Below are 12,454 nucleotides of genomic sequence, written 5' to 3'. Positions count from 1 at the left end.
TCCAGGAACGGGACCACGTCGTCCGGGCCCTCCGGGCCGCCGAAGGAGAGCAGCAGCAAGGCGTCGTACGGGGCGGGATCGTGCTGATCGGACATGGCACCGATCCTCCCACCCGGCGGCCGTGCCCCGGGGTGCGGCCCGTCCGACGGCGGAGGTCCGGAAAAAGGGGGATGACCTGGCGACTTCAACACCGTAGGCTTTAGCTATTAATTACACGTGTTGAGTCGTCGCGCGGAGCCAGCTCCGAAGCACGGAGATCCGGAGACCCCCTTGCCCAGTCCCTACCGCGCGATCTTCGAGGCCCCCGGCACGGCCTCGTTCTCCGTCGCGGGCTTCTTCGGCCGGATGCCGCTGTCCATGATGGGCATCGGCATCGTGACCATGATCTCGCAGGTCACCGGCCGGTACGGGCTCGCCGGCGCGCTCTCGGCGACCCTCGCGATGTCCGCCGCCGCCCTCGGCCCCCGGGTGTCCCGGCTCGTCGACCGGCACGGGCAGCGCGCGGTGCTCCGGCCCGTGACGCTGGTGTCGCTGGCCGCGGCGGCCGGCCTCCTCGTCTGCGTGCAGCAGGGGGCGCCGGACTGGACGCTGTTCGTCTTCACCGCCGTGATCGGCTGCGTCCCCAGCGTCGGGGCGATGACCCGGGCCCGCTGGGCCGAGATCTACCGGGGCGACGGGCGGCGCCTGCACACCGCGTACTCGTGGGAGTCGATCGTCGACGAGGTGTGCTTCATCTTCGGCCCGATCCTCTCCATCGGACTGTCCACGACCTGGTTCCCCGAGGCCGGTCCGCTCTTCGCGGGGGTCTTCCTCACCGTCGGCGTCTTCTGGCTGACGGCCCAGCGCGCCACGGAGCCGGTGCCGCACCCCCGGGAGGCCGGCGGGAAGGCCGCGTCCGCGCTCCGCTCCCCCGGCCTCCAGGTGCTGGCCCTGGCCTTCGTCGCCACCGGAGCCATCTTCGGCTCGGTGGACGTGGTGACCGTGGCCTTCGCCGAGGAGCGGGGCCAGAAGGCAGCGGCCAGCCTCGTCCTGGCCGTCTACGCGCTGGGCTCCTGTCTGGCCGGCGCCGTCTTCGGACTGCTGCACCTCAAGGGCGAGCCGTCCCGCCGCTGGCTGCTGGGCATCTGCGCGATGGCCGTGAGTATGATCCCCCTCCTACTGGCCGGGAACTTGCCGTTGCTGGCCGTGGCGCTCTTTGTCGCGGGCCTGTCCATCGCACCGACGATGGTGACCACCATGGCCCTCGTCGAAGCGCACGTACCGCGCACCAAGCTGACCGAGGGCATGACCTGGACGGGTACCGGCCTCGCGATCGGCGTGGCGCTCGGCTCGTCGGCCGCCGGCTGGGTGGTCGACGCGTCGGGGGCGAAGGCGGGGTACGTGGTGCCCGTCGTGTCGGGCGCCGTCGCGGTCGCGGTGGGTCTCCTCGGACACCGCCGGCTGAGCAGGCCGGCACCCAACCGGGAGGGGCAGCGTGAGCGGGACGACAACAGCGGGGTCGGGGAGCACCAGGACGGCGGGCAGCCCGTGGCGTAACTGGGCGGGGAACGTCACCTCGCGCCCGGTGCGCGAGGTGAGCCCGGCCTCGGCCGAGGAGCTGGCCGAGGCGGTGCGCCGGGCGGCCGCGGACGGACTGCGGGTGAAGACGGTCGGCACCGGCCACTCCTTCACCTCGATCGCGGCCACCGACGGCGTCCTGATCCGGCCCGGTCTGCTGACCGGCATCCGGCGCATCGACCGCGAGGCGATGACCGTGACGGTCGAGTCGGGCACCCCGCTCAAGCGGCTCAACGTGGCACTGGCCCGCGAGGGCCTGTCGCTCACGAACATGGGCGACATCATGGAGCAGACGGTCGCCGGCGCCACCTCCACGGGCACGCACGGCACGGGCCGCGAGTCGGCCTCGATCGCCGCGCAGATCCGCGAGCTGGAGCTGGTCACGGCCTCGGGCGAGCTGCTGACCTGCTCGGAGAAGGAGAACCCGGAGGTCTTCGCGGCCGCCCGGATCGGTCTCGGCGCGCTCGGCGTGGTCACCGCGATCACCTTCGCCGTGGAGCCGGTCTTCTTCCTCACCGCGCGCGAGGAGCCGATGAGCTTCGACCGCGTGACCTCGGAGTTCGACGCGCTGCACGCGGAGAACGAGCACTTCGAGTTCTACTGGTTCCCCCACACGGACAACTGCAACACCAAGCGCAACAACCGCAGCGCGGGCCCCGCCGCGCCTCCCGGGCGGATCAGCGGCTGGATCGAGGACGAGCTGCTCTCCAACGGGATCTTCCAGCTCGCCGTGTCGCTGGGCCGCGCGGTCCCGCCGGTGATCCCCTCGATCGCCAAGGTCTCCAGCCGGGCCCTGTCGGCCCGGACGTACACCGACATCCCGTACAAGGTCTTCACCTCGCCGCGCCGGGTCCGCTTCCTGGAGATGGAGTACGCGCTGCCGCGCGAGGCGGCCGTCGGCGCGCTGCGCGAGCTGAAGGCGATGGTCGAGCGCTCGCCGCTGAAGGTGAGCTTCCCGGTGGAGGTGCGGACGGCGCCGGCCGACGACATCGCGCTCTCCACGGCCTCGGGCCGGGAGACCGCGTACATCGCCGTCCACCTCTACAAGGGCACGCCCCACCAGGCGTACTTCACCGCGGTGGAGCGCATCATGACCGCGCACGGGGGTCGTCCCCACTGGGGCAAGGTGCACACCCGCGACGCCGCCTACTTCGCCGAGGTGTACCCGCGCTTCGCCGAGTTCACGGCCCTGCGCGACCGGCTCGACCCGGACCGTCTGTTCGCCAACGACTATCTGCGGCGGGTCCTGGGCGACTGAGCGTCAGCCGCCGGTCCCGGCGGCGGCTCCGGCCGCCGGCGGGGCCTCCGGCTCGGCGGCACCGGTGCTCGGTTCGGCGGTCGGGGTCGGCGTCGGGCCGGTCGTGGGACCGGTCGGCGTCGGGGCGGGCGTCTCGCCGCCGGCCGAACCGGAGGGGGTCGGCTCCGCCGAGGGGGTTCCCGTCCCGGTGCCGCCCTCGCCGGAGTCCCCGCCGGAACCCCTGTCGCCCGGAGTCGGCGTGGAACCGGTCGTGGGAGCGCCGCTGTCCGACGGACGTCCGGTGCCGTCGGCGGAGCCGGACGGGACGGGCGCGGGGCCGGTGTCGCGGTCCGGCGCCTGACGCCCCGCGTTCCCGCCGCCGACGACGGACCCGAAGGTGGTCGCGCCCTGCCGGCCGCCGAAGTCCTCGCCGGAGACCAGCTCGTAGGCGGTGATGCCGCCCATGGTGACGCCGAAGACCAGGGCGGCGGCGATCGCCGGGCGCTTCCAGCCGCGGACACGGGTGCCGTGCGTGGTGGCGTCGCCGAACTCCTCGTCGTACGGGGCGGGGGCGGACCCGAACGTGCCGAGCATCAGGGTGCGGTCGTCCGGAGGCCCGGTCACGACCGGGACCTGACGGGCCTTCGGCTTGGCGGCCGCGGTCGCGTCGCGCACCTGTTCGCCGGTGCGCCGGAAGAGGTGCTGGAAGAGCGGGCCGCCACAGGTGGCGATGACGCTGATCACACCGGCGCCGAGGATCGTGCCGTACACGCCGAGGGTGGAGGCGAGTTTGGCCGCGATGACGGCGGCCAGGGCGCTGCCGGAGACCTGGGCGACGCTCAGGTCGATCCTTCCCCTGCCGCTCTCCTTCTCCTCCTTCGGTTCGTCCGTGTCGGTCTCCGGCCTGTGACGCATCTCCAACCCCTGACGGCTCATCCGTTCGCCTTGCACCCAGAAGGGACATATGGGCGAAGCGATTAGTTCCGTTTCTGCTGTTTCTGTGAACAGCGACACGTGAGGGGGAAGATCACGGAGACTCAACTCCCGTACGGCCCGAGAAGTTGGGCGGCGCGCCTGTCCACCCAGGTGGCCCGAATGGAGTACATTGGCGAACCCTGGGTCCGGACGCCTTCGGGTGCCCGGGATCAAGGCGAGAGGGCCGAAGGCGGCACTCGAACCGGTGACGCCACGGCATCACACGGAAACCGGCTGCGCAGAGTGACCTCCAGTCACTCCGGGTAGCCATCAGGTCACCGTGTCATAACGGCGTTCCAGGGTCCATGCCCGACACGCCGGGCAACTCGGCAAGGTAGTGGCAGGCTGCACCCGGGCAGGCCACACTCGACTAGCGGAAGCAGCGACGCACGTGACGTCGGCAGGCACCACCCGGGAGGTCCCCATGCCCGAACTGCGTGTCGTGGCCGTCTCCAACGACGGCACACGACTGGTGCTGAAGGCTGCTGACAGCACGGAGTACACGCTTCCGATCGACGAGCGACTCCGTGCCGCCGTGCGCAACGACCGCGCGCGCCTCGGCCAGATCGAGATCGAGGTGGAGAGCCACCTCCGCCCCCGTGACATCCAGGCGCGGATACGAGCCGGTGCCTCCGCCGAGGAGGTCGCCCAGCTGGCCGGCATCCCCGTCGACCGGGTGCGCCGCTTCGAGGGACCCGTGCTCGCCGAGCGCGCCTTCATGGCCGAGCGGGCCCGCAAGACCCCGGTCCGCAGGCCCGGCGAGAACACCGGCCCGCAGCTCGGCGAGGCGGTGCAGGAGCGGCTGCTGCTGCGCGGCGCCGACAAGGACACCGTGCAGTGGGACTCCTGGCGCCGCGACGACGGCACCTGGGAGGTGCTGCTCGTCTACCGGGTCGCCGGCGAGGTCCACACGGCCAGCTGGACCTACGACCCGCCGCGGCGGCTCGTCCAGGCCGTGGACGACGAGGCGCGGGCGCTGATCGGCGAGACCGACGACACGATCGCCGCCGCGCCGGAGCCCAGCTTCCCCTTCGTACCGCGCATCGCCCGGCTGCCCCGGGACAGGCCGCTCGACCGCGCCCTGGACCGCCAGCTCGACCACCGCCAGCTGGAGCGGGCGTCCGCGTCCGCCGAGCCGGAGGAGGAGCGGGACTCGCTGACCAGCCTCCTGGAGGCGGTCCCGAGCTTCCGCGGCGACATGGTCGTCCCCGAGCAGCCGGACGGCGAGCCCGTGGAGGAGCCCGAGGCGGAGGAGCCGCCGGCCCCGGCCGCCTCGGCCGGCGCCGGCTCCGCCTACGCCGACGTCCTCATGCCGCGCGCCGTCTCGGGCCACCGGGACCGGCTCACCGGCACCACGGACCGGCAGGCCGAGGCGGACGGCGTCCGGCCCGGCCGCCGCGCCGCGGTCCCCAGCTGGGACGAGATCGTCTTCGGCACGCGCCGCAAGAAGCAGGACTGACGCGAGCGGCGCCCGTGACCGTACGGGAGGAGGCCCGCGCCGCACGACGGCGCGGGCCCTCCCCCGCGGACTACCGCGGGTCGGGACCCGTGGCCACCGGACGGGCGGGGTCGGAGGACCACTCCGACCAGGAACCCGCGTACAGCGCGGCGGGGATGCCCGCGATCTCCAGGGCCAGGACCTCGTGGGCGCCGGAGACGCCGGAGCCGCAGTAGACCGCGACGGACGTGCCCTCGGCGGCGCCGAGCGCGGTGAACCGCTCGCGCAGCGCGTCGGCGCCCAGGAAACGGCCCTCCGCGTCGACGTTCTCCGTCGTCGGGGCCGAGACGGCCCCCGGGATGTGCCCGCCCACGCGGTCGATGGGCTCCACGTCCCCGCGGTAGCGCTCGGCGGCCCGCGCGTCCAGGAGCAGCCCGGCGTCGGCCAGCGCGGCGGCGCCGTCGGCGTCGAGCAGTCCCAGGGCGCCCGGCTCCGGCCGGAAGTCGCCCGGCTCGGGCGCCGGGACCTTCTCGGTGAGCTCGCCCGTCCAGGCCGCCAGGCCCCCGTCCAGGACCCGCACGTCCGGGTGGCCCGCCCAGCGGAGCAGCCACCAGGCACGGGCCGCGCCCCAGCCGAGGCCCCCGTCGTACACCACGACCGGCCGCCCCGCCGAGACCCCCGCGCGGCGCATCGCGGCCCCGAAGACCGCCGCGTCGGGCAGCGGGTGACGCCCGCCGCTCCCCGGCGGGCCGGCGAGCTCCTCGTCCAGGTCCACGTAGACCGCGCCCGGCAGGTGGCCGGCCTCGTACGCGGGCCGTCCGGGCGGGCCGCCCAGGGTCCAGCGGACGTCCAGGAGGACCGGCGGCCGCGGCCCGGCCGACTCGCTCAGCAGTTCGCTTGCGGAGATGATGGGCTTCATGGGTGCCATCCTCGCGCAGCAGCACGGCCGCCGGGGACGGACCCGGCGTCCTCCCCACCGGATCGCGCCATCTGTCGGCGCGGCCCGGAGCGCGCCGCGCCCCCTTCGGTGACACGATCGGAACGGGGGCACGGCCACGACGATGGTCCGAGGAGAGAGTGACGATGACCGAGGCGACTCGGCGCACACCCGGTACACCCTGTTGGGTGAGCCTGATGGTGCACGGGCTTGACGCCACCCAGGAGTTCTACGGCGCGCTCTTCGACTGGGAGTTCGTTCCCGGTCCCCAGCAGCTCGGGCCGTACGTGCGCGCGCTGCTCGGCGGCCGGGAGGTGGCCGGCATCGGCCAGCTGCCGCCCGACCGGCATCTGCGGATCGCCTGGACGCCCTATCTGGCGGCCGTCGACGCCGACGAGACCGCCGAGAGCGTCCGCTGTTGCGGGGGCACCGTCGCGGTGGGCCCGCTCGACGCCGGCGAGGCCGGCCGGCTCGCGGTCTGCTCGGACCCGGTCGGCGCCGTCTTCGGCATCTGGCAGGCGGAGGCCCACCACGGCACGGCGACGGCCGGACCGCCGGGGACCGCGGTCTGGAACGAGCTGCTGACGTACGAGACGTCCTCGGTCGGCAAGTTCTACCGGTCGGTCTTCGGTCTGGAGGTCGAGCCGATCGTCTCCGCCGACCACGACTACGCCACGCTGCTCGCCGACGGCGACCCGGTGGCCTCCCTGCACGGGGTCGGCGACGCGCTGCCCCGGGACCGCGGCCCCCACTGGATGACGTACTTCGAGGTCGCCGACACGGACGCGGCGGCGCGGTTCGTCGTGGAGCTCGGCGGCCGGGTGCTGCGCCCGCCGCGCGAGGGCACGGCGGGCCGGACGGCGGTGGTGGCGGACCCGGAGGGCGCGGTCTTCACCCTGGTCAGGTCCGCCGGGGACTGACCCGCGGGCCCGGACGGGCTCGGCCCGCGCGGGGTCGTGGCCCGGCCGCGCGGGTTCGTGGCCCGGCCTCCGGCTCAGCCGCGCAGGGTCCTGGCGAGCCCGCGGCGGAGCCGGGCGGGGGCGTAGCGGGAGGGCGCCGGGGCGCCGCCGGGCAGACCGAGGCGGGTGAGCCGTTCCGCGGTGAAGTGGTGGGCGGTGCCGGGGTCGGCGTGGTGGGCCGCGAGGAAGCGGGTCGCCTCCTCGCGGAGCCCGGGGTGGACCTTGTGCCGCATGCAGTAGCCGACGGCCCTGACCAGGGGCGTCAGCGACTCCGGGGCGGTGCCGGGGACGGCGGGCTCCTCCCCTGCCTCCAGGTCGGCGACGAGGTGGTCGACGACGGTGAGCGGGATCCGGTTGCTGTTCTCGAAGGGCGTGAGGCGGGCCAGGACCTCGGCCGTGCCCACGCGCGCGATGGGGATGCCGTAGAAGACGGCGGCGGTGAGCAGCGCCGTGGAGAAGCAGCCGACGACCAGTGCCGGGCGGCAGCGCTCGTAGAAGGTCTCGGCGAGCAGCGGTCCGTCCAGGACGGTCAGCCGGACGCCGGAGCGCTCCGCCTCCTCGTGGAGGGCCTGGGAGTAGCGGGCGGGCGCCGTGGGGTGGGGCTTGAAGACCACCGAGCGGTGTCCGGCGGCCGCGGCGCCGCGCAGCATCCGCACGTGCAGTTCCTCCTCCTCCTCGGCGGTGAGCAGGCCGAGGGCGGCGAGGTACTGGCCGAGCAGCAGGGCCGTCGCGCCGGCGGCGGCGGTCCTGGCGATGCCGGGGTCGCCGGCCGCCTCCTCGGCGATCTCGGCGAGGACGGCGCGGAAGGAGTCGTCGGGGACGATCTCGGGCTGCACGCCGTACTCGGAGAGCAGGAGGGGGCGGAGTCCCGGCACCAGGTCGAGGTGGAGGACGCGGCGGACGCGGCAGGCGATCGACTGCGCGAGGTCGGAGCGGGTGGGGCCGTAGCTCATCAGGCCGTCGGCGTAGACGTGCACCTCGCTCTCGGGGAAGGCGCCGGCCAGCGCCTTGGCCGGGTTGACCTGGATGGACTCGACGATCAGCTCCACCGGGACGCTGCCGAGGCCCCAGGCGGTGCGCAGCACCCGCTGCCAGAGCGGGGCCTCCTCCGGGCGCGGGGCCCAGCCGGCGGGGTGGTACGGGTGGATGGTCTCGTTCCAGTCGAGGGTGGCGTCGAAGCGGGCGGCGATGGGGCCGTAGCCGGTCATGCTCTCCAGGCGCAGCGCGGTCTCGGGGATCTCGGCGTTGTGCGAGAGCAGCAGGATCCTGCGGACGTCCGCGCGCGGGCCGAAGCGTCCGGCGTCCAGGGCGGCGGCCAGCGTGGCGGCGCCGTACAGCGTGGACACCTGGAAGAGCTGGACCGGACGGTCGTCGGCGGATGTGCCCGGGGCCGTGGCGGAGGCGGTGGGTGCCGTGTCGGGGGCCATGGTTCAGGCGGTCCTTCCGGTGTCGCGCAGGCTCCGCAGGAGGGTGCTGCGCGGGGTGTCCATGGTGGCCAGGGTCTCGTCGAGGACCTGCTGGGGCATCCGGTGCAGGGCGTCGCGGACGTCGGCGCGCAGCCGTCGGGCGACGGCGGGCTCGTAGGCGTCGACCTTGCCCATGTGGAAGGCGATCATCGCGCAGTAGGTGCGGACGGCCTTGGGCAGGAACCGCTCGGCCTCGGCGTCCCGGGAGACGTCCTGCAGCAGCAGGTCGTAGGACGGGATGAAGTCCAGCTGGCGGTTGTCGGTGATCTGGGTGAGGGAGGTGGTGACGCCCCGCCGGTAGAAGACGCCGTGCAGGGAGAGCGCGGCGAAGGTGCGGGCCTTGAGGTGGAGCCGCCAGATCCACAGGCGGTCCTCCGCGGTCCTGAGGGAGGTCTCGAAGCGCGAGGCGCCGTCCTCGAAGAGGCGTCCGGCGTAGATGCCGAAGGGGACGAACGGGTAGTCCACCATCGTCACCATGCTGGCCGGCGAGATGCCGTCCCTGGGGTCCATCACGGTGTCGCGGCGCTTGGCCGGTGCGTAGCGGATCTGCCGTTTCCGGCCTTCCGAGAGGACGTGGTCGGTGCGCGCGAAGTCGCAGTCGAGGCGGGAGATCCCGGCGACGGCGGCGCCGAGGTGGCCGGGGGCGTACCAGTCGTCGCCGTCGAGGAAGGTCAGGTAGTCGCCGCGCGCCGCGTCGATCCCGGTGTTGCGGGCCTGGGCGACCCCGCGGTTGGTCTCGTGGCGGAGGACGGTGGCGTTGGGGAGGCGGTCGCGCCAGCGGTCGAGGATCTCCGGGGTGTCGTCCGTCGAGCAGTCGTCCACCAGCAGGAACTCGAACTCGGGGTCCGCGTTGGCGACGAGGCTGCGCAGGGTGTCGGGCGCGTACGCCCCGACGTTGTGGAACGGTACGACGACGGACAGTTTCGGCACTCGGAATCCCCATGCTGATGCGAACGGCTGAGCGCCGCTCGGCTGGACGTCGCCCGGGTGGCCGCCGCTCGGTGGAGGGCCGCCACGGCGGGCAGGTTAGTCACCGGTTCTCCCGGGTGAACGATCCGCGCGTGCACGCCGGGTGAACTCTTGCCGTCTCGCGAGCACCCCTGTCACGGCCAGCGCGAGGACGGCCGCCGCGCCGGCGGCGCCGCCGAGCCGGAGCCCCGGGGGCCGGAAGGAACAGCGGACGGTCGTCGCCCGCCCGTCGAGGGGGACGGCGACGAGCCCTTCGTACGCGCGCGCGGGGCGGAGGTCCGCGTCCCCCGTGGCGCAGCGCCAGCCGGTGATGCGGGGCGCGGCGAGGACGGCGACGCCCGTACTGCCCGCCGGGAGTTCGGCGGTGACGGTGTGTCCGGTGGCGCGCACGCGCGTGGCGCCGGTCTCGGTGAGGTGGCGTACGGCGGAGTCGAGGCGGGCGCGGACCAGGCAGCCGACGGGCCGGCGGGGCAGCCGGAGGCGGGCCTCGGGGTCCAGTGCGATCCGGACCTCGCCGGACGCGGGCACGGTGCCGAGGGGGCGCATGGGCGCGCGGACGGACGGCGGCTTCCCTTCGAACTCCACCGGCGTGTCCCCGGCGAGGGTGGCGGTGCCCCGGTATTCGGGCGCCCAGAACCAGACCTGGGAGCCGGCCGGGCAGCGGGTGGTGAGGGTCCGTCCGGTGCGGAGCGGGGCGGCCGGCAGCTCGTACACGTCGGCGCCGAGGAGGCGTTCCTGCCGGGCGAAGGCGGAGTCTCCGGGGTGCGTGGCCGGCCGGCCCGGGGGGCGGACGGTGACGAGGGGCGGGACGGGGGTGGTGGTGGCGGTGACCGCGGCCCGGGGCAGCGCGTCCTGGCGCACCGGCTCCGTGGGCGTCGAGCGGATCCGGGTGCCGATGGCGAAGAGGGCGTCGGTCACGGGGCTGTCGAGGGTGACCGGGTGCCGGCCCTTGGCGTAGTGGCCGAAGCCCAGGCCGTCGAGGGTGCGGGAGGTGATCTCGGCGGTGAGGCTGCTGTAGTAGTCGGCGCCCTGGCCTCCGACGAGCAGGACGTCGTTGCCGCCGGGGATCTCCCCGGGGTCCGTGCGGTGGTGCGGCCAGGCGTCCGCGTGCGCCGCCTCGCGGGCCACGTCCTCGTGCCAGGGCCCGATCCGCGGGGACCAGGAGACCTCGCTGCGCTGCTGTTCCTCGATCCGCTTCCCGGTGACGGCCGCCTCGCCGGCCTGGGCGGCGACGAGCAGCACCACGGCCAGCGCGGGGAGCACGCGCGCGCGGGCCCGCCGGCCGGCCGCCAGGGCGAGTGCGGCGGCGCCGAGGGCGAGGAACGCGGCCGCGCCGAACGCCGGGAACGTCCACCGGTCGACGTCGACGCTCCCCCGCGCGGCCCAGGCCAGGATGCCGAGCAGCGCGCCGCCCGCGAGGAGCGCGGCCGGCCGGGGGACGCCGCGGGCGGCCGAGAACCAGGCACCGACGAGCAGCAGGCCGCACAGGACGAAGGTCTGGCGGTAGGGGATCCCGTTCGGCGAGGCGCCGGCGTGCCAGAGCAGATGGGTGGGTTCCCACTGGAGGGAGAGCGTCACCAGGAGGATCGCGGCCGTCCAGCCGGCCCGGACGCGCGCGGGGACGGCCCGGTTGAACGGCAGGGTCAGCGCGAGGGCGAGGGCGGGCGTGCCGATGAAGAGGGCGGGGCTGGCCACGCTGGACGTCGCCGGCAGGAAGCGGGCGAGGACCTCGGTCCAGGCGGCGGGCGCGAAGGTGGTCTCCGGGGTCGGGTCCGCGACCTTCGTGGCGACGTACACGACGACGACGAGCGGGGCGGCGAGGCCGACGCCGATGAGCACGGCCCGGGCGGCGCGCAGCGCCCCGGCGACGCGCTGCCGGGCGGCGGCGGTCTCGTCCGCGGTGAGGAGCCGGACGGCGAGGACGACGGCCGCGCCGAGGGTCGCCATGTACGCCGTGTAGAAGTTGGCGGTCCAGGCGAGCGCGACGACGAGCGGGCCGAGGACGGGGCGGCGGCCGGTGCGGGCCCACTCGCCGACCAGGCAGAGCAGCGGGAAGGCGACGAGCCCGTCGAGCCACATCGGCACGGTGGCGCCGTAGTTGAAGGTCCAGCCGGAGAGGGCGTAGGCGGTGCCGAGCACCGCGGCGACCGGCCAGGGTCCGGGGCGCAGCCGCAGGAGCAGCAGCGCCATCGCCGCCCCCGCCGCGGTGATCTTGGCCGCGGTGACGACGTAGAGGGCGAGTTCGATCCGGTCGGCCGGGAAGGCCACGACGAGCAGGTCGAAGGGGCTGCTCAGGTAGGTCCCGATGTCGCCGAGGAAGTTCGCCCCGAAGCCCGAGTTCCAGTTGAGGAAGGCGTCCCCGTGCGTCTCGCCGTGGAGGAGGGCGCGCCAGTAGGCGTGGTACGGCAGGTACTGCTGGCCCAGGTCGACGATGTTGCGGGTCACCGGGCCGAACGGGTAGCTGCGGGAGAGCCGGCCCGCGAGGCAGAGGAGCAGGGCGGTGAGCAGGGCCGCGCCGAGGGGCGCGGCGACGGCCGGGTTCCGCGGTCCGCGTCGTGCGCCGCCGGCCGGGCCGGCCTCCCCGCCCCCGACCTCGTCCACGTCGGGCACGGTCTCGGCGGCGGGTGGCACACGTCCTCCAGGGGGCGCACGGAGCGGAAGGCGCCCGGAGGTGAGGTCGTCGCGGGCCGACCGCCATTACCGCCGAGGCGGGCGACCCGTAACCGATCACCAGGCGGGCTTCCGGCACACCCCGGGTGAACTCCCGGTGCCGCACGGGCCCGAGGAGGGGCGGGGCCTGCCCCGCGTTCCGAGGCGGACGGCGCGTGCGGGCGCGCGGGGGGGGGGGGGGGGGGGCGCAGGGGGGGGGGGGGGGGGGACAGGCCCCCCCCCCCCCCCCCAAGCCAAAGAACGGAA

9 protein-coding genes are annotated in these 12,454 nt (G+C 74.7%); 4 read left to right on the top strand and 5 right to left on the bottom strand.

Features of this window, described 5'->3' with window-relative positions; genetic code table 11:
• Nucleotides 1–270 precede the first annotated feature (270 nt).
• Entirely contained in the window at nucleotides 271–1,536 is a 1,266-nt protein-coding gene (locus tag ACZ60W_RS36475; protein WP_469759703.1) for an MFS transporter, read from the top strand.
• Complete coding sequence (locus ACZ60W_RS36470; protein WP_469759702.1) at nucleotides 1,475–2,815, top strand: D-arabinono-1,4-lactone oxidase; 1,341 nt, start codon at nucleotides 1,475–1,477, stop codon at nucleotides 2,813–2,815. Before ACZ60W_RS36475 ends, ACZ60W_RS36470 begins: the two co-directional genes overlap by 62 nt.
• A 3-nt stretch (nucleotides 2,816–2,818) precedes the next feature.
• Here the strand turns inward: ACZ60W_RS36470 and ACZ60W_RS36465 are convergent, their stop codons facing one another.
• Nucleotides 2,819–3,709, bottom strand: coding sequence for a hypothetical protein (locus ACZ60W_RS36465; protein ID WP_469759701.1), 891 nt, complete (start codon nucleotides 3,707–3,709; stop codon nucleotides 2,819–2,821).
• Nucleotides 3,710–4,160: 451 nt separating this feature from the next.
• Here ACZ60W_RS36465 and sepH point away from each other — a divergent pair, with 451 nt between their 5' ends.
• Nucleotides 4,161–5,228 carry a septation protein SepH gene (sepH, locus tag ACZ60W_RS36460; RefSeq protein ID WP_469759700.1) on the top strand — a complete coding sequence of 356 codons (1,068 nt, stop codon included), beginning with the start codon at nucleotides 4,161–4,163 and terminating at the stop codon, nucleotides 5,226–5,228.
• A 70-nt stretch (nucleotides 5,229–5,298) separates the two neighbouring features.
• On the opposite strand, the gene ACZ60W_RS36455 is transcribed toward sepH, so the two are convergent.
• Nucleotides 5,299–6,126 (bottom strand): sulfurtransferase, encoded by an 828-nt coding sequence (locus ACZ60W_RS36455; RefSeq protein ID WP_469759699.1) that lies wholly within the window; start codon nucleotides 6,124–6,126, stop codon nucleotides 5,299–5,301.
• A 164-nt stretch (nucleotides 6,127–6,290) separates the two neighbouring features.
• Between ACZ60W_RS36455 and ACZ60W_RS36450 the strand changes: the two genes are divergently transcribed.
• Nucleotides 6,291–7,064 carry a VOC family protein gene (locus ACZ60W_RS36450; RefSeq protein ID WP_469759698.1) on the top strand — a complete coding sequence of 258 codons (774 nt, stop codon included), beginning with the start codon at nucleotides 6,291–6,293 and terminating at the stop codon, nucleotides 7,062–7,064.
• Nucleotides 7,065–7,138: 74 nt separating this feature from the next.
• On the opposite strand, the gene ACZ60W_RS36445 is transcribed toward ACZ60W_RS36450, so the two are convergent.
• The 3 genes from ACZ60W_RS36445 to ACZ60W_RS36435 all read right to left on the bottom strand — a co-directional run bounded on the left by ACZ60W_RS36445 (nucleotide 7,139) and on the right by ACZ60W_RS36435 (nucleotide 12,169).
• Nucleotides 7,139–8,530: a polysialyltransferase family glycosyltransferase gene (locus ACZ60W_RS36445; RefSeq protein WP_469759697.1), complete on the bottom strand. Its 1,392-nt coding sequence runs from the start codon at nucleotides 8,528–8,530 to the stop codon at nucleotides 7,139–7,141.
• A gap of 3 nt (nucleotides 8,531–8,533) precedes the next feature.
• Nucleotides 8,534–9,499, bottom strand: coding sequence for a glycosyltransferase family 2 protein (locus ACZ60W_RS36440; RefSeq protein ID WP_469759696.1), 966 nt, complete (start codon nucleotides 9,497–9,499; stop codon nucleotides 8,534–8,536).
• A 96-nt stretch (nucleotides 9,500–9,595) separates the two neighbouring features.
• Entirely contained in the window at nucleotides 9,596–12,169 is a 2,574-nt protein-coding gene (locus ACZ60W_RS36435) for a YfhO family protein (protein ID WP_469759695.1), read from the bottom strand.
• Between the last annotated feature and the right edge of the window lie 285 nt (nucleotides 12,170–12,454).

The sequence above is a fragment of the Streptomyces sp. NPDC104202 genome, from assembly GCF_055584185.1.
The sequence above is the reverse complement of the archived record's forward strand: the minus strand, read 5'-3'. Positions and strand labels throughout refer to the sequence as shown.

Bases quoted from the DNA above. Each gene is read 5' to 3' on its own strand.
- ACZ60W_RS36455 (WP_469759699.1), bottom strand. From the start codon at position 6,126: ATGAAGCCCATCATCTCCGCAAGCGAACTGCTGAGCGAGTCGGCCGGG.
- ACZ60W_RS36465 (WP_469759701.1), bottom strand. From the start codon at position 3,709: ATGCGTCACAGGCCGGAGACCGACACGGACGAACCGAAGGAGGAGAAG.
- ACZ60W_RS36450 (WP_469759698.1), top strand. From the start codon at position 6,291: ATGACCGAGGCGACTCGGCGCACACCCGGTACACCCTGTTGGGTGAGC.
- ACZ60W_RS36445 (WP_469759697.1), bottom strand. From the start codon at position 8,530: ATGGCCCCCGACACGGCACCCACCGCCTCCGCCACGGCCCCGGGCACA.